Source organism: Ruegeria sp. BC3, assembly GCF_056539265.1.
Genome location: NZ_JBQFUP010000005.1, coordinates 118,548 through 145,320, shown reverse-complemented (window position 1 = coordinate 145,320; position 26,773 = coordinate 118,548). Strand labels below are relative to the sequence as shown.

Genomic DNA, 26,773 nt, shown 5'->3' with positions numbered 1-26,773 from the left:
CGCTTGGTAAGTCCTTCTGACAAACAGATGCATTGTTGCTGCGAGTCCTGCAATCCCTTCGCGAGGGCATTTTGCATGACCCCAGATGTAAAGTGTCGAATTTCAACGATTTGCCGTCTAATCTTTCCGACAACCCGCGTGAATCCGACAGGAGTTTCAATGGCTAAGCCACAACAGGAAGAAAGGAAGCGCACTCTTCCGATCCTTCAGGGCGTTCTGCCGTTCAACCGCGCGACTTTGCCCGCCGAGGTTTTGGCGGGCCTCACCTTTGCCTGCCTCGCGATCCCCGAGGTCATGGGCTACACGAAGATCGCGGGCACGCCGGTGGTCACGGGCCTTTATACGATCCTTATCCCCATGGCCCTGTTCGCCCTGTTCGGATCGTCTCGGCATCTGGTTGTGGGGGCGGATTCTGCCACCGCAGCGATCACCGCTTCGGCCCTTGCGGGTATGGCCGTTTCGGGATCCTCCGAGTATCTTGCCCTGGCATCCCTGCTGGCGCTGATGGCAGCGGTTCTACTGATTGCTGCGCGGGTCATCGGGCTTGGGTTTCTGGCGGATTTCCTGTCACGGACCGTACTTGTTGGGTTTCTGACGGGTGTCGGAATTCAGGTCGCAACCGGCGAGATCCCCGGTTTGCTGGGCATCCAAAGCGATGGACACGGAACGATTGCCAAACTGCAGGCAACATTTCAAAACATCGGCCAGACCAGTTGGCCCACATTGGGCGTGTCACTGGCGGTCCTCTTGGTGGTGGTTGGATGCAGAAGGCTATCACCAAAACTGCCCGGCCCTCTATTCGCGATACTGGGCGTTATCCTGTGCAGCTGGGCCTTTACGTTCAGCGCGTCCGGCATCGCGGTTTTAGGTCCGGTTCCCGGCGGCTTGCCCGCCCTGTCGATCCCCAATGTCGATTGGAGCTGGACGCTGTTCAAACAATTGCTGCCAACAGCGTTATCGATCTTTGTCGTGATCCTGGCCCAAAGCGCTGCAACCTCGCGTGCATATGCGGCCCGATATGATGAGAAGTTCAGCGAGAATACTGACCTCGTTGGGTTGGGCCTTGCCAATCTTGGCGCAGCCTTTTCAGGCACATTTGTTGTTAACGGCAGCCCGACAAAGACCGAGATGGTGGCCAGCGCAGGCGGGCGCAGCCAAATTGCCCAACTGACGACCGTCGCGATCGTACTGGTGGTCATTCTGTTCCTGACAGGCCCCTTGGCCTATCTGCCAAACGCGGCCTTGTCGGCGGTCGTTTTCCTGATCGGTCTGAAGCTGATCGACCTGAAGGGTCTGACCGCCATCTACAAACAAGCGCGGTCCGAATTCTGGATCGCTGTGGCCACGGCGGCTGTCGTCGTCTTTGTGGGTGTCGAACAGGGCATCATTTTTGCAATGGTCCTGTCCCTGATCGACCACACCCGCCGGGGGTACCGCCCCAAAAACGCAGTGATCGTCAGAACTGCGGGCGGCGGTTGGCGCTCCAAGCCTGTCGCAAGCCCCAACCAGTTCGAACCCGGCCTAGTGATTTATCGCTTTTCACACAGCCTGTATTACGCAAACACGCAACGGCTTTCAGATGAAATTGCAGAACTCACGAAAGACCAAGAGACCCCGGTTCAATGGTTCTGCATCGAGGCCACGGCCATTGACGATGTCGATTTCACTGCAGGTTACACCCTGCGCAACGTTCTCAAACTGCTGAAGGACAAGAACATCAAGCTGGTCTTCCTCATGGTCGAACCGCATGTGCGATCAGAGCTGGGTCGGTACGGCGTGACAGATCTGGTCGGCGAGGACGCCTTTTTCCACACCGGAGAAGACTTGCTGCACGCATACAAACGCAGCACCTCATCCGGATCGTGAACGCACCCGGATCACTGCGGCTGCTGCAGGCGGGCAAACAAGCGCAGCGCATGCGCCGGATCCTGAGCAGAGCCAGGCAGCACCGGATCATAGGCCGCGCGGATCAGCCCGGCAATGTCCGGACGCAGTATGGTCGAATCCCCAGCAACCGCCAAAGGTGATTGCGCTCTGAACGCCATGTCTGACCACAACAGGATGGTCTGCACGACCTGACTAAGCGCCAGCGTCTCGGCCGGGACCTTCGACAGTTCTTTGTCCATCCGCAAGAACACAAAGGCCGCTCGGATCGCGCCGTCCTCTTCGAAGCGGAACACGCGGTACTGATTGGCATCCGCCGCGATAAGTCGATCCACCAGCGGACCAAGATCAGGGATCAGCCGGTCCAGATCGGGGACCTCCAACAGTTCTTTCCAATCCCTGAAGAAGAACACCATGCAGTTTGCACCCAGCTCCGGGTCGGTTTCGGCCATCTTGTGATCTGCCAGACTTACAACAGCTTCAAACGCACCTTTTACGGTCGCAAGCGTCTCATCTTCGACGCCAAAGACGATGGGCACGATGGGCCGGCCCCAACGGGCAAACAGAAACTCGCCGCTTTCGCGGGTGAACAGGGCCTCGATTTCGTCCGGATTCACGCGCAGTCCTTCATCGTTTTTCAGCTTCTTCGACCGCAGGCATAAAATCTAAGCCGCGCAGCTTCAACCAAACAGATCGCTTTGGCCCTTTGGCGCAGCCATACCCAGATGCGTCCAGGCCTTCTGTGCCAACATCCTTCCGCGTGGAGTGCGCTGAATCAGACCTTGCTGCAGCAAATATGGCTCGATCACTTCTTCTAGCGAGTCCCGGCTTTCCGACAGAGCAGCCGACAGCGTTTCGATCCCAACCGGACCTCCTGCATAGTTCTCGGCGATCAGCTTCAAGTACCGACGGTCGGCACCATCAAGGCCCAGATTGTCGACGCCCAGTCGCGTCAAAGCCCCGTCCGCCAGCTCGCGCGTGATCCGCCCGTCGCCCTCGACAATGGCGAAGTCCACCACCCGGCGCAGCAGCCGGCCCGCGATCCGAGGCGTCCCACGGGACCGGCGCGCAATTTCACGCGCGCCTTCGTCATCAGCAGGCGCGCCCAGTTTGCGGGCGTTGCGGGTCACGATCTCATGCAGCTCGTCTACCGTATAGAACTGCAGCCGGGTTGGAATGCCGAACCGGTCGCGCAGCGGCGTCGTCAGCAGACCCATCCGCGTCGTAGCTCCAACCAACGTAAACGGCTGCAGTTCGATCCGCACCGTCCGCGCCGCCGGACCCTCGCCGATCACGAGGTCCAGCTCAAAATCTTCCATCGCCGGATACAGCACCTCTTCGACCGCCGGATTCAACCGATGGATTTCGTCGATAAACAGAACATCCCGCGACTCCAGATTGGTCAGGATCGCCGCCAGGTCGCCCGCCTTGGCCAAAACCGGACCAGAGGTCATACGGAAATTCACCCCCAGCTCTCGTGCCATGATCTGCGCCAGCGTCGTCTTACCCAACCCCGGAGGGCCGTGGAACAGTGTGTGGTCCATCGCCTCGCCGCGTTGACGCGCGGACTGGATAAAGATGCGCAGATTGGCCCGTGCTTCGGCCTGACCGATGAATTCATCTAAACCCTGCGGACGCAAGGCGCGGTCATTGTCCTCGGGCATGGGTTCGGGGCGCAGCGTGGGATCAGCGTCGACCATTCATCTACCCTTTCGGAGCCAGCAGCTTGAGCGCAGCCCGGATCAGCTCGGCCTCGCCCGCCTCGGGCAGATTGGCAGCCGCTTCAGCCACGGCCGAGGCCGCCTCGGACGGGCCATATCCCAGATTGGACAGCGCCGACAACGCACCCGCCGAAGCCGCGGCAGAACCCGAGGCTGGTTTGACCGTGCGTTTCGGTGCGGGTGTCGCTTCGACGTGTTCAACAACTTCTAACTCGGGGCCATCCGTCGCCTCGGTCACCGTACCGCCCATTGCCATCACGCCGGGCGCCTTGTCCTTGAGGTCCAACACGATCCGCTGCGCCGTTTTTGGCCCGACGCCCTTGGCTGCTTTGACTGCGCCCCAGTCCCCCAAGGCAATCGCGCGGCTGACCCCGTCCGGTCCCAGCGCTGACAGGATGGCCAGAGAGACCTTGGCCCCGACGCCCTGAACCGAGCAAAGCAACCGGTGCCATTCCTTTTCGACCAGCGAAAGGAACCCATACAGCTGCATCAGATCTTCGCGCACAACCATGTCGGTGTAGATCGAGACGGCCTCGCCCACACCCGGCAGTGCCGCCATGGTCCGGTCCGAACAGTAGACGATGTAGCCAACCCCCCTCACGTCGATCAGAACGTGATCCGCCGCGCGATAGTCCAGGCGCCCTGTCAGCTTTCCGATCATGCCCGTACCTCTTTCAAGCGCGCCTGTGGCGCTGTGCCGTAATAGGAATGACAGATGGCTATCGCCAGCGCATCTGCCGCATCCGCCCCTTTGGGCTGGCAGCCCGGCAGTTGCAGTTTGACCATATGAAGAACCTGCTCTTTTTCAGCATGCCCAACGCCCACCACCGTCTTTTTGACCCGGTTGGGTGCGTACTCCCCTACAGGCAGCCCTGCCTGCGCCAATGTCAGCAACGCCACGCCACGGGCCTGGCCGAGTTTCAACGTCCCGGCCCCGTCCTTGTTGACGAAGGTCTGTTCGATGGCCGCCTGATCCGGCTGATGCTCGGCTATGACCTCGACAATCTGGTTATGAAGCGACAACAATCGCTCACCCAGATCGTCCCCATCTGACTTGCATAACCCGTTGGCAACGTGGCTCAGGCGGCTGCCATGCGATTCGATGACGCCCCATCCCAGGGTCCTGAGCCCCGGATCAATGCCCAAAATCCGCATGTTTCGCCTCGGCCTGCTCGGGTTTTTGTGATCTTTCTTTCGAATTAGCACGAAGCGTGAACATTTTCCAAGCGAATTGCGCCAGCGCTCAAAAACGACAGACCTGTTTCAAGGGCGACAGATCGGCCCGTTTGCGACAGCGAAAAGTCTGAAATCGACACGTTTCATGAGGCGAAAATGACCAATAAATTAAGGGACTTTCATGAAATTCAAGCTCTGCAAAAATTGCATAGGACAGTTGCAAATTCCGCACTTGCATAGCCGATTTGGCAGCACTAGATGCCGCTCAGATCAGACGATCAAACGTTAACTTAAACCAGAAGGAAACAGGATATGGCTGCACTGGACACCACCCGCACCACCACTGGCTCGTTCGGCCTCGTTGGCCGTATCGGCGCAACATTCGCTTCGGCCGTAAACGCCGTTATCGAATGGAACGACGCCCGCGTCACCCGCAACGCGCTGAGCGGTCTGACGGATCGCGAACTGGAAGATATCGGACTGTGCCGTGGCGATATTGACGTCGTGGCTGAAGGTCGTCGCTAAGGTTTAGCACACCCCACCACTCATATGCCCCTTATCTCCCTCGGGGGGCAAAACAGAACGCCGCGCAAGTTCATGCGCGGCGTTTCTGATTCAAATGACCAATTGTCAGGGCAAAAGCTTGTTCAGTTGTTCCGCAAGCAGTTGCGAAACCGGATCAATCTGCATCACCCAGGCCCCGGCCTTTTCCACCGAAGTACCCTCGGCCAAAGCGTCGACCCTGTACTGATAGCCGGAAGTGCCCAAGCTGGTCAGCAAGAACGTCTTGAACGAAAACAAGCCGAGCAGACACATCACCAGAACCTTGGCAGGCAAAGCAGATTTCACCCGCTGCGGTTTCATCACAACAAGCCCGTCCTTGCGCATGGTCGCGCGGTATCCACGGCTCAGCTTGGCGTGCTTTTTGTTCAGACGATGAACGCGCTGATCAAACTCTAGTTGTTTTCCCGTCATGGCAGCCTCCACAAACCGCCCCCGATTCCACGTTAAGACGGTAGAAACAGAATGCGACAAAATCGAGGCAAAACACTAGAAAGCTCCTGCAAATGGTCCAGATTTAGCCCTGTTTGCTTAATATTAGCGTCGTCCATTCACCAATCTGGTTGGTTTTGTCCAGATTGAACCCGTTTTGCAAATAAACGGAAACCACTTCATCGGCCTGCTCGTTAAGGATTCCCGACAGGATGGCGTATCCACCGACTCGCAGATTCGCGGCGATTTCCGGGGACAGAGCCACCAGCGGACCCTTGAGGATGTTGGCGAAAATCAGATCATAGGGCGCAAGGGCCTTCAGTTCGGGGTGATCGAACCCTGCCGCTTCGACACAACGGACCTGACCAGCCATCCCGTTGGCCTTCAGGTTGGCTTCGGCCACGTCAACGGCCACTTCGTCAATGTCACTGGCGATAATGTCGCCGTCCCAAACCCGCGCGGCGGCCATGGCCAAAACGGCCGTTCCGCAACCGATATCGGCCACTTTGCTGGCCGTGAACCCTTGGTTCAGCAGATGGTCCAGCGCCTTCAGGCAGCCCAGTGTGGTGCCGTGGTGGCCGGTGCCAAAGGCCATTGCAGCCTCGATCAGCAGCGGGATGCGCCCTTCCGGCAGCTTGTCTGCGTCGTGGCTGCCGTAGACAAAGAACCGCCCGGCCTCGACGGGGGCCAGCTCGCGGCGTACATGGGCAACCCAATCGGTTTCGGGCAGTACCGAGACCACAAACGGTTTGGCCTCGAACGCGGCGGCCAAAACGGCCAGCGCGGTTTCGTCCGGAGTCTCGGTGAAGTAACCGCCGACCTCCCACAGGCCCGAACCGTCCTCGACTTCAAACACGCCGACGCCGGTGGGTTCCGGCTCAAGGCGCTCCATGGCTTCGCCCAGCTCTTCGGCAGCTTTCTTACCGGTCAGAGTGGTCAGCGCGGTGAATGTGGGCATGGGGGCCTCCTGTATCAGTTGACACAGCGCCTATGGCGATGGCCCGCCAAGGTCAAGTATTGGCGCTTACTCGGCGGGCGCAGGCGCGTATTTCGTCAGGATGGTCTCATTGCCCGGCTCAGGGTGTCGCGGGATCAGCAGCGACAACAACAGAGAAATCATCGCCATTGCAGCGGCCAATGCGAACACTGCCCCTGGCGAAATGACCCACAGCAGGCCGAGAAGCGCGGGCAGGAACACAGCGGCAATGTGGTTGATGGTGAAAGCAACCGCCGCAGTCGGCGCAATATCGGCCGGGTCTGCGATCTTCTGGAAATATGTTTTCAGAGCCAGCGCCAAAGCGAACAGAACATGGTCGATCACATACAAGGTCGCTGCCAAAACCACGCCCCAGCCAAACCAGTAAATCCCGCCGTAGGCCGCAAAGACGATGGCCAAACCGGCATACTCGAAGATCAGGGTCCTGCGCTCTCCGAACACCGAAACCGCTTTACCCAGCATCGGGGCCGCGGCCATGTTGATCACAAGGTTGATTAAATAGAGGCTGGTCAGCTCATGCACTTCAAAGCCGAATTTTTCGACCATCATGAAGCCTGCAAAAACCACAAAGATCTGCCTGCGTGCCCCCGCCATGAACTGCAGCGCGTAATACAGCCAGTAGCGTTTGCGCAGCACCAGCTTTTTGGTCTGTGGCGTTGGTGCATCGAATTGCGGGTAGGCCAGCAGGCAGAACAGCGCCAGCAGCGCGGTCACGCCCCCTGCGGCCATGAAAACGGTATTGTAGGACAGGTCAAACCGGTCCCAGGTCAGAACGATCAAGCCATAAACCACTGCCGTAGCTGCCGAGCCCATGGCCACAAGCCAGCCCAGCACCTGGGGCGCACGATCCTTGGGCAGCCATTGCAATTGAAGCGACTGGTTCACCGTTTCGTAGTAGTGGAACCCGATCGAGCTGAAGAGTGTAACAAACAGCAATCCACCCAGACTTGGGAACCAGGCGGTGACCGCCGTTGCGACGCCCAGCATCATCAGCGAAATCATCGCCAACACCTGCTCGCGCACAAAAATGATGACCGCGATCACGCCAACAGCCAAGAACCCGGGGATCTCCCGAACCGTGTGAAGCAGACCAATATCGGCCCCGTCAAAATTCGCCACCTCAATGACGAAGTTGTTCAGCAGCGCGCTCCACCCGTTGAACGCAATGGGCATGGTCAGCGCCATCATGAACAAGAGGGTCACGGGACGGCGCCAGAACGGAAGGCTCTGCGCCTCGGACAGGGGCATTGGTTTCAGCATGGGACTCCTCTACGCCCATTTGTTCGGTTTGGCGAGAGGGAAGCCACCCGCGCACAGTCACCCTGCGTTGATGCGGAGGTCAGTAGAAGTTTTGCGGGTCAATATCCACCGTCAGGCGCAGGTCACCCTTCAGGCGCAATGGCGCTATCCAACGAGCGATTGCGTCCTGAATTGGCGCGCCTTTTGGGGCTTTGACCAGCAAGCGTACCCGATGACGGCCGCGAATACGCGCGATGGGGGCAGGGGCTGGCCCGAACACCTGCGCACCAACCTCGCGCAGGGGCGCATCATTGCGAGCCATAGCGTTGCCCAGATCAAAGACAGGCCCAACCTCGGGCCCCGACAAGACGATCCCGGCCATTCGACCGTAAGGCGGAACGCCTGCGGCCTGCCGCCCGGCGGCTTCGGCTTTCCAGAAACCCTCTTCGTCGCCTGACAGAATAGCGCGGATCACGGGGTGTTCCGGCTGAAATGTCTGCAACAAGGCCTGCCCCGGCTTGTCGGCCCGCCCGGCCCGGCCTGCGACCTGACGCATCAGTTGGAATGTCCGCTCGGCGGCGCGCAAATCGGCCCCATGCAGGCTCAGGTCTGCGTCGATCACGCCAACCAAAGTCAGTTTGGGAAAGTTATGCCCCTTGGCAACCAGCTGCGTGCCGATGATGATATCCGCATCGCCTTCGGCAATCTCTTCGATCTTGGCTTTCAACGCGCGCGCCGAGCCGAACAAATCGGAACTCAGCATCGCGATCTTCGCCTCGGGGAAAGTCGCCTCAGCCTCTTCGGCCAACCGCTCGATTCCCGGCCCGACCGGGGCCAGTTTGCCCTCAACCCCGCAGGAGGGGCAGGCCTCGGGCATCGGTTTGGTTTCCCCGCATTGGTGGCACATCAGGCGTTTCAGGAACCGGTGCTCGACCATCCGCGCGTCGCAATGATCGCAGGCAATCTGTTCACCGCATGCACGACATAAGGTTACAGGAGCATAGCCGCGTCGGTTGATGAACAGCAGCGACTGTTCGCCCCGTTCGATCCGCTGACTAACTGCTTGTCGCAGGGACGGCGAAATCCAGGTTCCCGGCTGCATCTGTTCGGCGCGCATGTCTATCGGCTTCATTTCCGGCAGCACTGCCGCGCCAAAGCGCGAGGTCAGATCAACCCGCTCGTACTTGCCAGCCTCGGCATTGGCCCAGCTTTCCAGCGACGGAGTCGCACTGGCCAGAATCACCCGCGCGCCACAAATTGCCGACCGAAGAACAGCCATGTCGCGCGCACTGTAATGTACCCCGTCTTCTTGCTTGTAAGAGGTGTCGTGTTCTTCATCGACTACCACCAGACCAAGATCGCGAAACGGCAGAAACAGAGCCGAGCGCGCACCGACGACCAGCTGCGCATCGCCCTGCCCCACCATCCGCCAGACCCGGCGGCGTTCGGTCATGGTGGCGCCGGAGTGCCATTCCGCAGGGCGCGCACCGAACCGAGCCTCAACCCGCGTCAGGAACTCGGCCGTCAGGGCGATCTCGGGCAATAACACCAATGCCTGTCGCCCCATGCGCAATGCTTCGGCCACCGCCTCCAGATAGACCTCGGTCTTGCCCGACCCGGTCACACCTTTCAGCAATGTCGTGCCGTAGTCCCCCGTGCGTTGCCCTGCCTGCAGCCGCGCAACCGCCGCTGCCTGATCGTCGGTCAATTCCTTGCCAGGCAGATCCGGGTCCAGATGCGGGTAGGGCAGATCGCGTGGGCTGTCCTCCTCGCGCACCGCGCCCTGCTTGACCAAACCTTTGATAACGGAGGAGGTTACTCCCGCCTGTTCGGACAATTCCTTCAGCGTGAACGCCAATCCACCGTAGTCGCGCAAAACTTCCAGCACTCGGGTTCGCGCATCGGTCATCCGATCTGGCTGCGCCTCGCCCAGACGATAGATCTTGCGCATTGACGGCGGATCACCCAAGCCCGGCGCGCGGGTCGCCAAGCGCAACATCGCAGGCATCGGCGTCAGCGTATAGTCAGCCACCTTCCCCAGAAACACGCGCATCTCTTCGCGCATGGGCGCGACCTCCAGCACCCGTATCACAGACCGGGCCTTACTCAGATCGAACCCGCCTTGCCCTGGCCCCAAGACAACACCCAGAACCTTGCGCGGACCCAAAGGTACCTCGACAAATGCCCCCAGAAAGCACCCGCCCTCGGGCGCTTTGTAATCGAGCGTCCGGTCCAGCGGCTGCGTTGTCAGCACCGCCACCAGCTCACCTTGATCGAAATACTCCTGAGCGCTCACCGCATATCCTTGGTCAGGGGGTTTCAGCATGGGTCTCTTTGAGGTAAAGGCATCCGCGACCAAGGCCAACCCATCAAAGGACTGCCCTCATGAAATTCTTCGTAGACACAGCCGAGATCGACGCCATCGCCGAACTGAACGATCTGGGCATGGTGGACGGCGTAACCACCAACCCATCGCTGATCCTGAAATCCGGTCGCGACATTCTGGAAGTGACCAAGGAAATCTGTGATCTGGTCGACGGTCCCGTTTCCGCCGAAGTGGTCGCCACCGAGGCCGACGACATGATCGCCGAAGGCCGCAAGCTGGCCAAGATTGCGCCGAACATCGCCGTCAAAGTGCCGCTGACATGGGCGGGCCTGAAAACCTGCAAAACGCTCAGCGACGAAGGCCAGATGGTCAACGTGACCCTGTGCTTCTCGACCAATCAGGCCATTCTGGCGGCCAAAGCAGGCGCAACCTTCATCTCACCCTTCATTGGTCGCCTGGACGACATCAACCTCGACGGCATGGACCTGATCGCCGACATCCGTCAGGTCTATGACAACTATGGTTTCGAGACCGAAATCCTTGCCGCCTCGATCCGCACCGTGAACCACGTGACGGACAGCGCCCGCATTGGTGCGGACGTGATCACCGCACCCCCCGCTGTGATCAAAAAGCTGGCCGACCACCCGCTGACCGACAAGGGCCTGGAAACTTTCCTGGCTGACTGGGCCAAGACTGGTCAGAAAATCCTCTGATCCATTACTCAGCCGCGCGGCACCGCAAGGTGCCGCGCCCGGCCCAACTGCCAAGCGCTGATCTTTGATCAGGGTTTTGCAGGCGGGAGCCCCTGGCCACAGCCGGAATGAAATCCGGCTTTCGTGCATTTTTTCCAAGGAAAACCTTGCAACTCATGTTATAAGCTCCTCAACAAAAAAAGACCGGACGGGACATGAGCAGCAACACCAAACTCCAGGATAATCTGCGCGCCGCGATTCTGGCTGAACCAGACGCTGTGCTGGACGACAAGGATCTGATGCAAGCCCTTGTTACAGCTAACGAACAGGCGCGCGGGGACAATGTAATCGACCTGCGCGGCATCGCCATGCAGCGGCTCGAGCAACGGCTGGACAGATTGGAAGACACTCATCGGTCAGTCATCGCAGCTGCCTACGAAAACCTCGCCGGCACCAATCAGGTGCATCGCGCGATCATCCGCTTGCTGGAACCGGCCGATTTCGAGGATTTCCTGCGCACGCTCGGCACGGACGTTGCCGAAATTCTGCGCGTCGATCGGATCACTCTGGTGCTTGAATCCACAGCCACGCAAGAAGATCCGGCTATCGATACGCTGGACGGCGTCCTGTCCGTGGTCGAGCCCGGCTTCGTGGACAACTATCTGACATTCGACCGCAGCGGCCCGGCGCGCGACGTGGTTCTGCGCGAAATTTTGCACCCCACACATCGCATCTTTGGCCCGAACGCTGAACACCTTCGGTCCGAGGCCTGCCTGCGGCTGGATCTGGGCGATGGCCGCCTGCCCGGCATGATCGTGATGAGCGCCAAAGACCGCAATCATTTCTCACCGCAATTGGGTACAGATCTTCTGTCCTTCTTCGCCGGGGTTTTCGAACGCTCAATGCGCCACTGGCTGTCGTGAGCCTGATCTCTCCCGCCTGCCGCGACGCGTTACAGCATTGGCTGGACAGTCTGAGCGCGCTTGCGGGGCGATCGGAAAACACTCAGACCGCCTATCGGGGCGATGTCACTGAATTCCTGTCATTCATGACGCTGCACCACAGCGAACAACAAGGGCTGGCCGCTCTGGCGCGTATTTCTGTTTCCGACATGCGTGCCTGGATGGCGGACCAACGAAGTTCAGGTGTGGGCGCGCGATCGCTGGCACGCAAGCTGTCGGCGGTCAAAAGCTTCTATCGCTGGCTGGCCGAGCGCCAGGGGTTCGAGCCCACCGCCGTCCTGTCCACCCGGGCGCCAAAATTTACTAAGAAGCTGCCCCGCCCATTGGCCGAAGACGCCGCACGCGCCCTGATCGACACGGTCGAACTGCAGTCAGCCAACGATTGGGTTGCGGCCCGCGACGTTGCGGTTGTCACGCTTTTGTATGGCTGCGGCCTGCGCATCTCTGAGGCACTGTCTTTGACCGGCGCTGACGCCCCGTTACCAGAAAGCCTGCGCATTGTTGGCAAAGGCGGCAAGGAACGGATCGTCCCGGTGCTTCCAGCTGCGCGCGCCGCCGTGGATCGGTACCTGCAGCTTTGCCCGCATCCGAAAGCCCATGACAAGGCGCTATTCCGTGGCGTACGTGGCGGTGCCCTCAACCCACGTGCAATCCAGGGCGTGATGGCCAAGGCGCGTATGCAACTGGGCCTGCCCGCAACCGCAACACCGCATGCCATGCGACACAGCTTTGCCACTCACCTTCTGTCCGCTGGCGGTGACCTGCGTGCGATACAGGAATTGCTGGGCCATGCCTCTCTGTCCACAACCCAGACTTATACGGCCGTCGATACGGCTCGATTGATGGAAGTTTACAACCGCGCGCACCCCAAAGCCTGACCCCGGATCACACAGTGACGTCAGGGTTTTTTCACCAAGCTGGCTTTTAGTTTGCATCTGCAGCGCGCATCGTCCAAGAGACAAAAATGACACTTAGACTCAAAGCCCTTTCCGTACATCTGTTTACCGCAACCGGTGCCGTTTTCGCGATGTTGGCCATGCTGGCCGCCGTCGAAGAGAAGTGGAGCCTGATGTATCTGTGGCTTGTGATCTCGTTCATCGTGGACGGTATCGATGGCCCGCTTGCGCGCCACTATCATGTCAAAAAGAACGCACCGGAATTCGACGGCGTATTGCTGGACCTGATCATCGACTATCTGACCTATGTGTTCATCCCGGCCTTTGCGTTGTTCAAATCAGGATTGATGGATGGCTGGACCGGGTGGTTTGCCATCATCGTGATCACCTTCGCCAGCGCCATGTACTTTGCCGACACGCGGATGAAGACCAAGGACAACTCATTCTCGGGCTTTCCGGGCTGTTGGAATATGTTTGTCATCGTAATCTTCGCGCTCGAGCCGAATTTCTGGGTGATCCTGATGCTGGTTTCGCTGCTCTCGCTGGCGATGTTCCTGCCGCTCAAGTTCATTCATCCGGTGCGCACGGAACGCTGGCGCAACGTCTCGCTGCCCATGGCATTCGCCTGGACCTTCTTTGCCGGTTGGGCGGCTTGGGTCGATTTTCACCCCGAAAGCTGGGCGCATTGGGGGCTAGTGGTGACCAGCCTTTATCTGGCGCTGGCCGGAATTGCGCAGCAGATTGTCCCGCCGCGCAAAGGCTGAGGCTTACAGGATTTCCTGCACCTCGAACTCGGTCCCGTTATGGGTGAAAACGTCACCTTCCTGCAGGCCCGTCATGGCCAGGTAGATCGGGCTTTGGGTTGAGATCCCCATATACGTCTTGCCGTCAACCTCGAAGCGGGTCGTGGAAACGCAAACGACAAAACGGCGGTTATTGAACTTGACCACAGCGCCCGGCTGAACCCGGTCCGTCAGGCTGAAATCAGTGTTTTCGATCACGTCGATCTTTGCGTGATGGGCGTGAACCGGTGCGTCAAACGCCGCCGCCAGATCGGCGTTTTCGCGTGAGGCAGCAATATCGTCCTTGTCATGCCCTTCGCGGTCATCCAGTTGCGAGTCCTTCAGAAATGCGTCGTAATGCGCCTGCGCAGTCGCCAGCTCCTGTTCTTCCAGCGACATCAGACGGTCAATGATGGCCTTTTTGCGGGCGGCCGGGTCAGTGTGGGCAGTCATGCAATGCGGTCCTTCAAATTCAGTAACTGATATAGGTTGGGCCTCAATCAGCGGGATTGCAACCGGTTTTCACCACTCAGATCAGCAGCCCCGCAGCGCGTTCATGGCGCAAGAGGGCCACTTTGGTCTCGACCCCGCCCTCGCCGGAAAAGCCGCCTAGCCCTGTCGCAGACAGTACCCGGTGGCAGGGAATGATCACGGGAATGGGGTTCGCACCACAGGCCTGCCCCACCGGTTGCGGCGGCAGGCCCAGCTCATTAGCGATGTCTCCGTAGGTTCGGGTCTCGCCCAACGGGATCGCGAACATCAGGTCGCAGACCTGCCTCTGAAACTCTGATCCGTTAACGTGATACGGCAGGTCGAACGCATCCAACCGCCCCTGATCATAGGCGGTCAACTGGGCGGCAGCCTCTTGCAACAGCGGCGTGGCGGGACCTTCGTTACGGCCATTCCAGACAAGGCGCGTGATGGCCCCGTCGGTTTCTTCAACCCCAAGGCGGCCAAACTGAGTTTCAACGGCAATCATCGACATGAAAGCAGCGTTTCAGATCGACGACCCACACGCAAGCTTGGAACGAAAAACCCCCGACCAATCTGGCCGGGGGTTAGGTGTTTATCCCAACGCGTCGTTACAGCGACCGCAAACGCCCGGATGGGCGTGCAGCCCGACGTCGGGCAGGATCTTCCAGCAGCGCTGACATTTTTCGCCTTCTGCCTTTTCAAAGACCACAGCGACGCCTTCAATCTCGGGCACGCGGAACGCCTCGGCCGGGGCAGGATCGCCGGTGACGGTCAAGCCGGACGTGATGCACATATCATCCACGTCGAAGGTCGCCAGCAGGTCGCGCGTCTCGGCGTCGTCGACATGCACGATCGGTGCGGCCTCAAGGCTCGAGCCGATGACCTTATCCTGACGCTGCACCTCAAGCGCGGCGGTGACGGCGCGGCGGACGCGGCGGACTTTGGCCATGTTGGCCTCAAGTTCGGCGTCGCGCCAGTCGGCAGGCGTGTCGGGGAAGTCCACCAGATGGACCGAGCTGTCATCACCCGGGAACCGCTCCAACCACACCTCTTCCATGGTGAACACCAGAACCGGGGCCAGCCATGTGGTCAGGCGGTGAAACAGGATGTCCAACACGGTGCGGGCCGAGCGGCGGCGCAGGTTGTCTCCGTCGCAATACAATGCATCCTTGCGGACGTCGAAGTAGAAGGACGACAGATCGACCGTGGCAAAGTTGAACACGGCGCTGAACACACCCTGGAAGTCGAACGCGGCATAGCCCTTGCGGACTTGGCTATCCAGATCGGCCAAACGACTGAGCACCCAGCGTTCCAGTCGCGGCATATCCTCGGGTGCGACCCGATCCGCCTCGGTGAAATCGGCCAGCGAGCCCAGCATGAACCGCATCGTGTTGCGCAGGCGGCGATAGCTGTCAGCAGTGCCTTTCAGGATTTCCGGCCCGATCCGCTGGTCGGCGGTATAGTCGGTCTGCGCCACCCACAGGCGCAGAATATCGGCCCCGTATTGCTTGACGACCTCTTCCGGCACGATGGTGTTGCCCAGCGATTTGGACATCTTGTTACCCTTGGCATCCAGCGTAAAGCCGTGGGTCACCACGTTGCGGTACGGCGCACGCCCCTTGGTCCCGCAAGCCTGCAGCATCGAGGAATGGAACCACCCGCGGTGCTGGTCGGTGCCTTCCATGTAGACATCGGCAATGCCGTCCTCGGTCCCGTCCTCACGGTCACGCAGAACAAACGCGTGGGTCGAACCAGAGTCGAACCACACGTCCAGCACGTCGAACACCTGATCGTAGTCGTCCGGGTTGGCGATACCGTCCAGCATCTGTTCCTTGAACCCGTCCGTATACCAGACATCAGCGCCGTTTTCCTCGAACGCGGCTTTGATACGGGCGTTCAGGTCTGCATTGCGCAGCAGGTAATCGGCGTCAGTGGGCAGAGCGCCCTTCTTAGTAAAGCAGGTCAGCGGCACGCCCCAGGCGCGCTGGCGCGACAGAACCCAGTCCGGGCGGGCCTCGATCATGGAATACAGACGGTTACGACCGGTTTGCGGGGTCCATTTCACCAACTCATCGATGGACCGCAGGGCGCGTTCGCGAATGGTATCGCCCATCTCGCCCATGCCATCGTCCAGCTTGCGGTCGACCGAGGCAAACCATTGCGGCGTGTTGCGATAGATGATCGGAGCTTTCGAGCGCCACGAATGCGGATAGCTGTGCTTGATCTTGCCGCGCGCCAGCAGCCCGCCGACCTCGGCCAGCTTGTCGATGATCGCCTTGTTCGCGTCCCCCTCGCCGCCCTTGCGGGACAGGATGTACTTGCCACCAAAGAACGGCAGGTCAGCGCGGAACGAACCGTCATCCATCACGTTATAGGTGATGACCTGCTCCAGCATGCCAAGATCGCGGTAAAGCTCGAATTCTTCCATCCCGTGCGACGGCGCGCAGTGAACGAAGCCGGTCCCTTCGGTGTCGGTCACGAACTCGGCGGCGCGGAAATCACGGATGTCGTCCCATTCGCCATTGCCGCCCTCGGCCCCGGCCAGCGGGTGGGTCAGTTGGACGCCTGCCAGCTCATCGCTGGTCACATCGCGGACACGAGTCCATTGGTCGTCGTTCAGACGGGCACGGCCCAGAACATCCGCCGCCAGATTGTCGGCCAGCAGGAATTTATCACCAACATTGGCCCAGCATTCATCCGGCGCGCCAGTGACTTCGTAAAGGCCATAGGCGATGTCCTTGCCGTAGACGACCGCCTTGTTCGACGGCATCGTCCAAGGGGTCGTCGTCCAGATCACCACAAACGCATCATCCAGATCGCCTGCATTCACGACCTTGAACTTCACCCAGATGGTGAAGCTTTCCTTGTCGTGGTACTCGACCTCGGCCTCGGCCAGAGCGGTTTTTTCGATGGGCGACCACATCACGGGCTTGGAGCCCTGATAGAGCGTGCCGTTCATCAGGAACTTCATGAACTCATCCGCGATCACAGCCTCGGCGTGATAGTCCATCGTGATGTAGGGATCGGGCCAGTTGCCGGTGATGCCCAGACGCTTGAACTCTTCGCGTTGGATATCGATCCAGCCTTCAGCGAACTTGCGGCATTCCTGCCGGAAGTCAACGATGTTCACCTCGTCTTTGTTCTTGCCCTTCTTGCGGTACTGTTCCTCGATCTTCCATTCGATCGGCAGGCCGTGACAGTCCCAACCCGGCACGTAACGCGCGTCATGGCCCATCATCTGATGAGACCGCACGATCATGTCCTTGATGGTCTTGTTCAGAGCGTGACCGATATGCAGGTGGCCGTTCGCATAGGGGGGGCCATCGTGCAGGGTAAAGGGCGTGCGGCCCTCTTTCTCACGCAAGCGGTCGTAGACGCCGATCTTTTCCCAGCGTTCCAGCCAAGCAGGCTCGCGCTTGGGCAGGCCAGCGCGCATGGGAAAGTCAGTTTTAGGCAGGTTCAGCGTGTCTTTGTAATCAGGTGTCTGGATCGTGTCGGCGCACATTGGGGGCGTCCTTTGGATGATCTGGTCGTACTAGGATCGAAGCGGTCGGTGCGAAGTCTCAAACACCTTTGCCCGGCGTCTCAGAGGGTCAGAGCGCCGGGGATATAATTCGAATAATGATGGCCGTCCGGTCATACATGGCCGCGCTTATAGGCTGCCCGCGCCTAATGGTCCAGAGGTTCTGCCTGCTGCGGCGAATGGCGCAGCTTGGCCCAGCGGTTCAGCCAGGCCAGACCGGCCAGCGCGAGACCAAGTGCAAGCAGCGAGAACACCCGGATCAGACCGCCAAGACCTGAGATGTCGACCAGGAACACTTTGGCCACGGCCAGCCCGATGACCACCAGACCCGCTTTGCGCATCAGGTCGGACCGTCGGGCAAGCGATTGGTAAAACAGCGCCGCGCCGATCACCAGCAACGCCATTGTGTAGGTGTAGAGCTCGGGTTGGGACACGCCGTTGCCCTCATACATACCGCCCGCTCCCTGCCAGATATGGCGAATGGCCAGCCCCAACCACACCGCACCCACCGCGGCCGCCAAACCGAAACACGCCTGTCGCAAACGTGGATGCAGTGCAGGCAACCAAGCTGCCGATACGGCCAGCAGGACCGCAGGGACAAGGTAGGCGATCGCAAGGGTGTTGAGGACTGGCACTCCTAACACCGGGTCCGCTTGGGCATTCAGTAGGGGGTTCGCCTCGGTCAGTGCTTGACCTAAACGCACCAACCCATGCGCGGCAAAGAACAATGCCAGCCCGTAGCGTGCATAGGTCAGCTTTCCGCCCAGCTCGAACCGCCGCACCTGCGCGCAGGCCAACAGCAACCAGATCACGGAAAACAGGCCAAGGCCCCAGTGACTGTCATGTGCCCCACCCTCGCCAAACCCTTCGAGCCAGCGCAGCAACAGCAAGGACAGCAGGATACCGGCGGTCGCCCAGGCCGCGCTTTCCAGCAACAATGCAACAACCGGGCGATCCAGCGGGCGAAGGGTGATCCAGGCGGCCAAAAATCCTGCGACAGCGGCGGCGTAAACCAGTGTCATTTCCCCCAAAGGTGCTTCTGTTGCCCAATCCAGACCGGGATTCAGCACAAGACGAATGGTCACCGTGAAAACTCCGACCCAGATGAACCAGCCCATGGGTGGAAGATTGAACCGCCGGTCCAAAGCGGCGGCGGCGACGACCAGAACAATAAACGCAACGGTCAATGCGGCCGAGCTGAGGACGATCACGCAGGCAAAAGCGAGGTTGGACAGGGCGGACAAGGTCACCAAGGCTGCGCGCAGGCGATTTTCCCCATCGACCTTTGCAAACCGGCCAGCCAGCACGACCATCAGCACCGCCAAGGCAATCGCATGCAGTGCCCAAGGATAAGCTCCGATAACCTCGGCTGGGTGCCACCCCAGATCCAACGCAATGGCCAGTCCCGGCGCAAAGACAGCAGCCCCCGCAGCCCAGGCCGCCGCATGGCCGGTTGCTCGCATAGACCGCCAGGCCGCAAGCGCCGAGATCACGGCACCCAAAGCCACCAACAGGGTCACGGACCAGGGATAATCAGCCTCGGCGGTTTCGGCATAGGTCGCCGCGAACTGGCGCGCGACGGCACCGTTATCCAACCCGTGGACCAAAACGAACCAGATCAGACCGGCGGCAGGTAACAAAGTGGCGTCCTGCAACGCACGCGCCTGATGGGCCCAAACGATCAACGCCAGTGTCAGGCCGGACAACAGGACAATCCCCAACCAGAACTCGGCCGCTGAATCCGCCCAGTGCACCGACAGGATGACCGAGCTGACCGCCACCGCGCCAAAGGCAAGGCGGGTCGGAAACTCGGGCCATTGAAGCCCCTTTTTGAAAGCGATGACCTCGGTCATCATCCGTCCGCCATGATCCGGCCAAAGCCTGCGTACCGGGATCGCAATCGCGATCAACGCCAGCGCAGTCACAATGACAAGGTAGGCTGGCTCAGTTCGAGGTGCGGACAGCACCAGTAACAGGCAGGCGGTGTACGCCCCGACAAGGGTCAGAACGGATATCCAGGCCCAACGGCGCACGGTATCGATCCCCAGCCCAAGCACTGCGATCACAAAGAAATATCCATAAACCCAGTCAGGATCTTTCGAGGCCCCGCCCACCACAAAGGGCGCCGCAAAAGCGCCGATCAAACCGACTGCGGCCAGCAAAGGCCCGTGAAACCAGCCCAGAACAAGGCCCACAAGCGCCACGGCGATCATCGCACCAAGCGCCGTTTCCGGGCCAATCAGATCATAAAGCTGCCGTGCGGCCAAAAGCCCGCCGAAGAGGGCCACCAGCCCGGCCCCGGAAAAGACCGATGGCAGATAGGCCGTGGCCGAAGATTCATCATCCCCGTACCTGCGCCGGATCACTTCTCCTGCACCAATCAGCGCCGCTCCAAAGACCAAAGCTGCAATGACGCGCATTGCGGGCGAAAGCACGCCGCTTTCGACCCCGTATTGCACAAGGAAAATACCGGCCAACGCCAGAGATAGCGCCGAGACCGCGTAGAACCAGTTTTCACGCAACCAGCCACCGAACGCGGCAAATCGGTCCGGTTTCGGAACAACCGGAGAGGGTTCGACCTCTACTGGTGGATCCTCGGGCGCTTTGACGGACGGCCAAGGAGAAGGTTTTTCTACGGGCGGTGTCGGAGCCTCGGGCGTGACCTCTTCCACCGGGACGTCACCGCCCAATTCCAGAACCCGCTGTTCCAGTTGCTCGACCCTGCGGCGCAGGCGCAGGTGAAGCACAAATAGAACGACAACGCCCACCGGGATGGCGAGGACAATCAATCCAACAAGTACAAACAGGGATTCCAAGTGAAGACTCCGCGACGGTGTTCGGTCAGGCTACCCGGGTGCTGATCCACGTAACAGTCCGAAAAGTCATGAACTTGCGCGAGTCTAAGTTCAAGCTGGGTTTGGTAAATTGCAGCGAAGAGTACCTGGAGCGGCGCTTCAAGGGTCCACGCTTCGTTTCAAGGGAACAAATTCGGTCCCTATGGATGAAACAACGAGCCCACCAAATAGGCCATCAACGCCGCGGCCCCGCCGATCGCAAAGGTTTCAAGCCCGGATCGCCACCAAGGCGACAGCGACCATCGGCTTTTCAGGGCTCCAATTGCGAAAAAGACTGCCATGGTCATTGCTGCCGAAGTTTCGAAAGCCCGGTCCATCGACAGCAGGAACGGCAGCAACGGAACCATGCCAGCTACAAGGAAGGCCAAAAACGTCGCCATCGCTGCCTTGAGCGGGTGTGGATCGACGCTGCCCAGGCCGTACTCGCCTTCGATCATCAGGTTGATCCAGTTGTCGCGATTGGCGGTAATGGCATCTGTGGCGTCTTCCAGCACCTGCCCGGACAGACCCTTTTGTGATAGAATCTCGCGCACCTCGGCCCGTTCACCCTTGGGATACAAGCGGATATGGCGTTCCTCGACCGCGCGAATGCGCCGGATATTGTCCAGCTCTGCCTTGGTGCCAGAGTAGTTTCCCGCCGCCATGGAAAACCCGTCCGCCAGCACGTTGGCAAGCCCCAGCGCGACGATGATGAAAGGGGACAAACCCGCCCCGGCAACACCGGCCACGATCGCAAAGGTGGTGACCGACCCGTCGATCCCCCCGTACACAACATCTCGCAGCACCCCCCGCCCCGGAGGAGCGTTGATGCGGGCGGCAATCTCTTGCTGGCTGTGTCCGTGATCGGTCATGGCTGGCTCTGGCACCACTATGCGCGCCGCCAGACCGCATGACTTTGCGTCAGGTCAAGTTTTCGAAAACAAACCGGCCAACGCGCGTTTGATGATGCTTCGGGTCGACGGTTTGTGCCGGTCCGAGAAAGGCAGCGGACGGCAGACCTCCATCGCGGCGACGCCGACGCGGGCGCTGAGCGCACCATTTACAAGCCCTTCGCCAAAACGGCGGGACAGTTTACTCAGGACGGATCCGCCCAGCACGGGCTCCAGCAGATCATCCCCGACGGCCACGGCCCCGGTTGCCACCAGATGCACGAAGACAGCCCGTGTCAGCCGCCAGCTGCCCAGAAACCCGGCGCGCCCGCCATAGATTTCGGCGATGCGCCGGATCATACGCAAAGACGCCGCAAGCGCCGTGGCCACATCCGCCAGCGCCAGAGGGACAAGGGCCGTCACGGTCGCAACCTGTCGGGCGGCGGCCTCGACCTCGCGGCTGGCGGCGACGTCCAGCGGGGCCAGCAACTCATCCTCGGCCAGCGTCAGCAACCCCGAGGCATCAAACTGCTCGTCCATCCGTTCGGACAGTCGGTCACGGCCCCATTCGGTATCCTCGCGCCCTTTGTAGAACGCCAGCAAACGGGTCGTGACCGCGCGGGCCTGAGCCAGGTCTTCTTCGGCCAAGGCCGTATCCGCTGCGTGACGCATCCCGTCCACGCGGGACAAGCGCCCGATGGCGGCCAGCTCTCGCACGGCAATGATCAATGCAACCAAGACCAGAGCCGCGAACAGCCCTGTTACGATCCATCCCAGGATCGGCGCGCGCAAAAGCAGAGAATTGACAAAGTCCCACGCCGCCACGGACACCACAGCGCCGATCACGGCCAGCGCCAATCCCCAGAACCAGCGCGACAGGGCCGAGGGTTTGCGGGCGGCAAGGCGTGCCGCGCCCTGCATCGCCTGCCCCTGTGGCATTGCGATATCCGGAACCGGAGGGGCCTGTGCTACGTCGGCGGCGGGCTCATCCCCGTCTAGATCTATCAGAACCGGGCCTTTAGCCATCGGCTGCTCCTTTGCTGGTCCAGACAAATTTGATGTCCGGGAGATTCTCGTCGTTGTCGGCGCCATCGCTGCGCCCCGCTTCGACGAAACCGTTGCGTTCGTAAAACCGCAATGCTCCATGGTTTGCCTGAAACGCAAACAACGACAACTCGGACCGGCGCGCTTTGGCATGGTCCAGCAACCGCTGACCAATCCCCTGCCCCCGCGCGTTGGGCGCAAGGTAGAGTGAGTGCACTTCGTCCCCGTTGAGCGAAAGAAAACCCACCACCCCCAGGTCCGTTTCGGCCACAGTCATCCAGTCAAGCTCGATCATCCGGCCACAAAAGGCGATGGTTTCCGCCCGAGTGTGAAGTTCGGGCATCCAGTCATGTTCGCGGGTGAACCCGTGCAAAATCTCGCCGGTCGCACCGGCATCCGTGCTGCGGGCGGGACGGAGCTTGACCATCATAACCGGTCACCGATCAGGAATTGAGCGGCCCGATCAAGCCGGATATGTGGCGGGCCATCACCTGGGCGCAAGGTCAGATGCGCGGGGGCAAAGGCCATGAACCCATAGTCTTCACCCAGCCAACTGTCGGACCCGTTGCGCGCCGGGCCCAGCAGATGGGATGGGTCTTCGGGCAGATCGCCGGGGTAGAAAGCCGCCTGTTTACCGCTGCCCAAAAGCGTGCCGCGAACGCAGGGCAACTCAGTACCGTTGTGGTCGCGAATTTCCTCGGTCGTGGCCCGCAGAGAAGCAAGCGATAAGGCCGCCGTTTCGGCCCCGGCAAAGCTGGCGCGGTCACGTGCCTCGCGGGTCAGGGCCTCCATGATATTGGTCAGACGGGGGTGTTGTGTGTGGTGCAGATGGTCGGCCTTGGTCGCTGCAAACAGAATGCGTTCGACCCGTTTTCCCAGCAGCAACTGGCTAAGCCATGCATTCCGTCCCGGCCGGAACGCTGCTAGGATATCCGCCATCGCGCGTCTCATGTCTTCGACCGCCTGCGGGCCATTGTGGATCGCGCCCAACGCGTCGACCAATACGACCTGCCGGTCAATGCGCGCAAAGTGGTCTCGAAAAAACGGTTTCACCACTTGGGATTTATAGGCCTCGTAGCGCCGCTCCATCTCGCGATGCAGGCTGCGCCGCGGACCGTGGCCGTCGACCGGCAATGGCGCGAAGGTCAGAACCGGTGACCCGGCCAAATCACCCGGCAACAGAAACCGCCCCGGCGTACAATCATAGAACCCGGCATCGCGTGCAGCATTCAGATAAGACGCAAACGCCTTGGCCAGCGATTGTGCTTGGGGTTCGTCGTGCTTTTCTTCGGGATCAGTGCCTTGCGCCAAAGACAGAAAAGTCGTGGCCTCGGTCCGGTTGGCAATGCGCTTCAACGTTTCCTGCGACCAAACCTCATAGGACTTATCCAACAAGGCCAGATCTAGCAGCCACTCGCCCGGGTAATCCACGATGTCCAGGTGGATGGTTCGGGGACCCTGCAATCCTGACAACAAGCCAGAAGGCCGCGCCTTGAACGACAGGCGTAGCTCAGACACTGCGCGGGTGCTGTCCGGCCAATGGGGTTCCGGACCGGTCAGTGCGGCCAGATGGTTTTCATAGTCGAACCGAGGCACGGTGTCGTCCGGTTGCGGCTGCAGATATGCGGCGCTGATCCGCCCCTCTTGCTGCGCAACAAGGCCCGGCATCCGCCCACGGTCCAACAGGTTCGCCACCAGCGACGTGATGAAAACCGTCTTACCCGACCGGGCCAAGCCGGTGACGCCAAGACGGATCACCGGCTCGAAAAAAGTCTCGGACACGCTGTCGCCAATGGACTCGACGCCGCGCACAAGACTGTCTGCCAGAGATGAGATGACCAAACCGTCGCCCCGCTTTTATCGTTTGGTCCAAGATAAGTAGCGGTTGTCGGACATACCAGTGGTTTCCCACCCTTGCCCCCTCATGCAGGGCGCGCTACCAGCAGCCCATGCCCAGATACGCGCTCAAAGTCGAATACCAAGGGGAACCGTTTGCCGGATGGCAACGGCAAAAGGATCAGCCGTCTGTTCAAGGTGCAATCGAACAGGCCCTGTCGCGGCTGCAACCCGGCGAACATACCATCGCCGCAGCCGGACGGACGGATGCGGGCGTGCATGCGCTGGGTCAGGTGGCCCATTGTGATCTGGACAAAGACTGGGATCCCTTTCGCCTGTCTGAGGCGTTGAACTATCACCTCAAGCCGCAGCCAGTGGCCATTGTCAAAGCCGCGCGGGTGGACGACGACTGGCACGCGCGGTTTTCTGCGTTGGAACGTCAGTACCTGTTCCGCATCCTGATGCGCCGCGCACCTGCCACCCATGATGCCGGACAGGTCTGGCAGATCAATCACCAGCTGGACGTCGATGCGATGCAGGCGGGCGCGGATATGCTGATCGGGCAGCATGACTTTACGACCTTCCGGTCCTCAATCTGCCAGGCCGCCAGCCCGGTCAAAACTCTGGATGAGCTGCAGGTTGAACAGGTTCAGGGGTTTTCAGGCCCCGAAATCCACTTTCACGTTCGCGCGCGGTCCTTTCTGCACAATCAGGTTCGCAGTTTTGTCGGCACCCTCGAACGCGTTGGCGCGGGGGCGTGGTCACCAGAAGATGTGCGGGATGCTCTGGAGGCCACCGACCGCGCCACTTGCGGTCCGGTCTGCCCGCCGCAAGGATTGTATCTGGCGCGTGTCGGCTATCCTGCGCCAGTTTTTGACTAAAGCGCACGCAGCAGCAGGCCACCGGCCACAACTGCGATCACCAGCCCGGCGACCAGTTCAATCGTTGGGGCCAGAACCGCGGCAAAACGCGCAGCCGAAGCCGAGGCAAGCAGGCCCCCACGCAACCCGAATGAGGTCCACCCAACCAATGTCGTAACGGTTGCGGTGCCCAGCGCCATCGCGAAAACACCGGCAATGCCCACCATGGCGATGCCCATCTGCCAGGTCAGGATCAGAACGAACAAGGCACCTGTACAGGGGCGCGCGGCAATTCCTGTGATCAGAACGGCGGCTTCGCGCAGACTTCCGACCTGCGCCACCTCTTCGGCCGTGGGGCCATGGCGGTGCCCACAATCCGCGCAAACGTCATCATCATGGTGATGGTCGTGATGGTGGTGACCGTGATCGTGGTGATGGTCATGATCGTGGTGATGCGCCTTTTCGGTGCGATACCGACGCGCAAAACTGCGCACAGCGCGAAAGATCAGCCATACGCCGATCGCCGCAATCGCCCCATAGCTGATTGGAGCCATAACTTGCTCGGTTGTCCCAACAAGGCTGTCGCGGGACATCTGAAACACCAGCACCCCGGCGTAAACCAGCACAATCGCAGTCACCGCCTGCCCCAGGCTGGACAGCACGCTGATCGCCGACAAGCGCAGGAAAGCCACATTCCGACCCAGACCGTAGCCACCGATCAGGACCTTTCCGTGCCCCGGGCCAACCGCATGAAAAAAGCCATAGGCAAAACAGACGGTAAGCAGCGTTGCCACGGCCTCGGGCTGTTCCGCACGTGCGGCGCGCAATGAGCGGGCAATCTGGTTCTGGAACTCGCGCTGCTCTCCAGCGGCCCAGGCAGCCAGTTGGTCAAATCCACCGCTGCCCCAAAACCAAAGCAACAGCCCGATAGCGATGGCGACTGGGACAATCAGGTATTTGGACATGAAACGAAAATCTCGGTCGCAAAACTTTCCCCGACCAGCGGGATATCATTTTCTTCAAGGTCGTAATCTGCGTCTAGGGTGCGTAAAAAAGCCTGCATTTGGGCCAGCTGGCCATCAATATCTGGGTCGATCCTGCTGATCTGGCACGACGAAGGCCCGGAGACGGTCACCGGGCGCGTCACCTCGTAGGCGGTGTAGTAAGTCTCATCAAAAGCTTTCGCCGTGATGGCATTGGCAGGCACCCCGCCCCCGGAGACTTCGCGCAGATGGGTGGTGACGATGCGGCCATCCTCGGTCGTGGCCTGCGCCTCCATCGGGCCGGACAAAGACACCGGCGCGCCGTCCGCATAGACCACGAGATCGCCGTTATACCCTTCGACCCATTCGGCATCGAAACCTGACAGGAACTTCTTTTCGCTTTCCGTCAGAACTCCGTCAAAATCCTGGTCCAGCTTCATTTCTTCAAGCTGGAACAGCGAATACAGCTCGTCATAGGCCCAAGTCACCCGGACGTGGGTCAGTCGGCCTGTGTCATCCACAACAAACTCCAATCCGGTGTCGATAAAGACATGCGGGTGAGCCAATGCCGGGATCGGCAGACAGCAGGACAGTATGGTTACGAGCCAGCGCATAGGTGAAAGATAGGCTTTTGCCCGGTGCCCGGCAATGCGTTTCGGTG

Annotated in this window: 25 protein-coding genes; 7 read left to right on the top strand and 18 right to left on the bottom strand. The window is 60.3% G+C overall.

The window, feature by feature from the left end; genetic code table 11:
- Positions 1-159 precede the first annotated feature (159 nt).
- The gene (locus tag ACR0MV_RS15280) at positions 160-1,866 is read left to right on the top strand and encodes a SulP family inorganic anion transporter (RefSeq protein ID WP_480702678.1); all 1,707 of its coding nucleotides are present in this window, start codon (positions 160-162) and stop codon (positions 1,864-1,866) included.
- Between the two features lie 11 nt (positions 1,867-1,877).
- Here ACR0MV_RS15280 and ACR0MV_RS15275 read toward each other — a convergent pair whose 3' ends face one another.
- From ACR0MV_RS15275 to ruvC, 4 genes are all read right to left on the bottom strand, one after another.
- The gene (locus ACR0MV_RS15275; RefSeq protein WP_480702677.1) at positions 1,878-2,501 is read right to left on the bottom strand and encodes a hypothetical protein; all 624 of its coding nucleotides are present in this window, start codon (positions 2,499-2,501) and stop codon (positions 1,878-1,880) included.
- A 63-nt stretch (positions 2,502-2,564) separates the two neighbouring features.
- The gene (ruvB, locus tag ACR0MV_RS15270; RefSeq protein WP_480702675.1) at positions 2,565-3,584 is read right to left on the bottom strand and encodes a Holliday junction branch migration DNA helicase RuvB; all 1,020 of its coding nucleotides are present in this window, start codon (positions 3,582-3,584) and stop codon (positions 2,565-2,567) included.
- A gap of 4 nt (positions 3,585-3,588) precedes the next feature.
- Positions 3,589-4,266, bottom strand: a complete 678-nt coding sequence (ruvA, locus tag ACR0MV_RS15265; protein ID WP_170426725.1) for a Holliday junction branch migration protein RuvA — start codon at positions 4,264-4,266, stop codon at positions 3,589-3,591.
- Entirely contained in the window at positions 4,263-4,760 is a 498-nt protein-coding gene (ruvC, locus tag ACR0MV_RS15260; protein ID WP_170426726.1) for a crossover junction endodeoxyribonuclease RuvC, read from the bottom strand. The genes ruvA and ruvC overlap by 4 nt, the downstream gene beginning before the upstream one ends.
- A gap of 333 nt (positions 4,761-5,093) precedes the next feature.
- Here ruvC and ACR0MV_RS15255 point away from each other — a divergent pair, with 333 nt between their 5' ends.
- Entirely contained in the window at positions 5,094-5,306 is a 213-nt protein-coding gene (locus tag ACR0MV_RS15255; protein WP_170426727.1) for a DUF1127 domain-containing protein, read from the top strand.
- 105 nt (positions 5,307-5,411) lie between these two features.
- Here ACR0MV_RS15255 and ACR0MV_RS15250 read toward each other — a convergent pair whose 3' ends face one another.
- The 4 genes from ACR0MV_RS15250 to ACR0MV_RS15235 all read right to left on the bottom strand — a co-directional run bounded on the left by ACR0MV_RS15250 (position 5,412) and on the right by ACR0MV_RS15235 (position 10,336).
- On the bottom strand, positions 5,412-5,756 hold the full coding sequence (locus ACR0MV_RS15250) for a hypothetical protein (RefSeq protein ID WP_480702674.1): 345 nt from the start codon (positions 5,754-5,756) through the stop codon (positions 5,412-5,414).
- 103 nt (positions 5,757-5,859) lie between these two features.
- Positions 5,860-6,732: a 50S ribosomal protein L11 methyltransferase gene (locus tag ACR0MV_RS15245; RefSeq protein ID WP_480702672.1), complete on the bottom strand. Its 873-nt coding sequence runs from the start codon at positions 6,730-6,732 to the stop codon at positions 5,860-5,862.
- A gap of 66 nt (positions 6,733-6,798) precedes the next feature.
- Positions 6,799-8,031: an MFS transporter gene (locus ACR0MV_RS15240; RefSeq protein ID WP_480702671.1), complete on the bottom strand. Its 1,233-nt coding sequence runs from the start codon at positions 8,029-8,031 to the stop codon at positions 6,799-6,801.
- A 79-nt stretch (positions 8,032-8,110) separates the two neighbouring features.
- Positions 8,111-10,336 carry a primosomal protein N' gene (locus ACR0MV_RS15235; RefSeq protein WP_480702669.1) on the bottom strand — a complete coding sequence of 742 codons (2,226 nt, stop codon included), beginning with the start codon at positions 10,334-10,336 and terminating at the stop codon, positions 8,111-8,113.
- 59 nt (positions 10,337-10,395) lie between these two features.
- Here ACR0MV_RS15235 and fsa point away from each other — a divergent pair, with 59 nt between their 5' ends.
- The 4 genes from fsa (at position 10,396) to ACR0MV_RS15215 (ending at position 13,650) form a co-directional block, all read left to right on the top strand.
- On the top strand, positions 10,396-11,049 hold the full coding sequence (fsa, locus tag ACR0MV_RS15230; protein WP_152457215.1) for a fructose-6-phosphate aldolase: 654 nt from the start codon (positions 10,396-10,398) through the stop codon (positions 11,047-11,049).
- A gap of 194 nt (positions 11,050-11,243) precedes the next feature.
- Positions 11,244-11,951 (top strand): DUF484 family protein, encoded by a 708-nt coding sequence (locus ACR0MV_RS15225; RefSeq protein WP_170426731.1) that lies wholly within the window; start codon positions 11,244-11,246, stop codon positions 11,949-11,951.
- On the top strand, positions 11,948-12,868 hold the full coding sequence (locus ACR0MV_RS15220) for a tyrosine recombinase XerC (RefSeq protein ID WP_480702667.1): 921 nt from the start codon (positions 11,948-11,950) through the stop codon (positions 12,866-12,868). The genes ACR0MV_RS15225 and ACR0MV_RS15220 overlap by 4 nt, the downstream gene beginning before the upstream one ends.
- A gap of 86 nt (positions 12,869-12,954) precedes the next feature.
- Positions 12,955-13,650, top strand: coding sequence for a CDP-alcohol phosphatidyltransferase family protein (locus ACR0MV_RS15215; protein ID WP_170426733.1), 696 nt, complete (start codon positions 12,955-12,957; stop codon positions 13,648-13,650).
- Positions 13,651-13,653: 3 nt separating this feature from the next.
- On the opposite strand, the gene ACR0MV_RS15210 is transcribed toward ACR0MV_RS15215, so the two are convergent.
- From ACR0MV_RS15210 to ACR0MV_RS15175, 8 genes are all read right to left on the bottom strand, one after another.
- On the bottom strand, positions 13,654-14,121 hold the full coding sequence (locus tag ACR0MV_RS15210; protein ID WP_170426734.1) for a hypothetical protein: 468 nt from the start codon (positions 14,119-14,121) through the stop codon (positions 13,654-13,656).
- A gap of 76 nt (positions 14,122-14,197) precedes the next feature.
- Positions 14,198-14,653 carry a methylated-DNA--[protein]-cysteine S-methyltransferase gene (locus ACR0MV_RS15205; protein ID WP_480702666.1) on the bottom strand — a complete coding sequence of 152 codons (456 nt, stop codon included), beginning with the start codon at positions 14,651-14,653 and terminating at the stop codon, positions 14,198-14,200.
- Between the two features lie 81 nt (positions 14,654-14,734).
- Positions 14,735-17,647, bottom strand: coding sequence for an isoleucine--tRNA ligase (ileS, locus tag ACR0MV_RS15200; protein WP_480702665.1), 2,913 nt, complete (start codon positions 17,645-17,647; stop codon positions 14,735-14,737).
- A 164-nt stretch (positions 17,648-17,811) separates the two neighbouring features.
- The gene (locus tag ACR0MV_RS15195) at positions 17,812-20,481 is read right to left on the bottom strand and encodes a DUF2339 domain-containing protein (protein ID WP_480702664.1); all 2,670 of its coding nucleotides are present in this window, start codon (positions 20,479-20,481) and stop codon (positions 17,812-17,814) included.
- 179 nt (positions 20,482-20,660) lie between these two features.
- Entirely contained in the window at positions 20,661-21,371 is a 711-nt protein-coding gene (locus ACR0MV_RS15190) for a VIT1/CCC1 transporter family protein (RefSeq protein ID WP_170465595.1), read from the bottom strand.
- Positions 21,372-21,425: 54 nt separating this feature from the next.
- Positions 21,426-22,415 carry a YcjF family protein gene (locus ACR0MV_RS15185; protein WP_480702663.1) on the bottom strand — a complete coding sequence of 330 codons (990 nt, stop codon included), beginning with the start codon at positions 22,413-22,415 and terminating at the stop codon, positions 21,426-21,428.
- Entirely contained in the window at positions 22,408-22,863 is a 456-nt protein-coding gene (locus ACR0MV_RS15180) for an N-acetyltransferase family protein (protein ID WP_480702662.1), read from the bottom strand. The genes ACR0MV_RS15185 and ACR0MV_RS15180 overlap by 8 nt, the downstream gene beginning before the upstream one ends.
- The gene (locus tag ACR0MV_RS15175; RefSeq protein WP_480702660.1) at positions 22,860-24,275 is read right to left on the bottom strand and encodes a YcjX family GTP-binding protein; all 1,416 of its coding nucleotides are present in this window, start codon (positions 24,273-24,275) and stop codon (positions 22,860-22,862) included. Before ACR0MV_RS15175 ends, ACR0MV_RS15180 begins: the two co-directional genes overlap by 4 nt.
- A gap of 107 nt (positions 24,276-24,382) precedes the next feature.
- Here ACR0MV_RS15175 and truA point away from each other — a divergent pair, with 107 nt between their 5' ends.
- Positions 24,383-25,150, top strand: a complete 768-nt coding sequence (gene truA / locus ACR0MV_RS15170) for a tRNA pseudouridine(38-40) synthase TruA (RefSeq protein WP_480702659.1) — start codon at positions 24,383-24,385, stop codon at positions 25,148-25,150.
- On the opposite strand, the gene ACR0MV_RS15165 is transcribed toward truA, so the two are convergent.
- Positions 25,147-26,094 carry a nickel/cobalt transporter gene (locus ACR0MV_RS15165; RefSeq protein WP_480702658.1) on the bottom strand — a complete coding sequence of 316 codons (948 nt, stop codon included), beginning with the start codon at positions 26,092-26,094 and terminating at the stop codon, positions 25,147-25,149. The two genes, truA and ACR0MV_RS15165, sit on opposite strands and share 4 nt — an antisense overlap.
- On the bottom strand, positions 26,079-26,726 hold the full coding sequence (locus tag ACR0MV_RS15160; protein WP_480702657.1) for a DUF1007 family protein: 648 nt from the start codon (positions 26,724-26,726) through the stop codon (positions 26,079-26,081). The genes ACR0MV_RS15165 and ACR0MV_RS15160 overlap by 16 nt, the downstream gene beginning before the upstream one ends.
- Positions 26,727-26,773 lie beyond the last annotated feature (47 nt).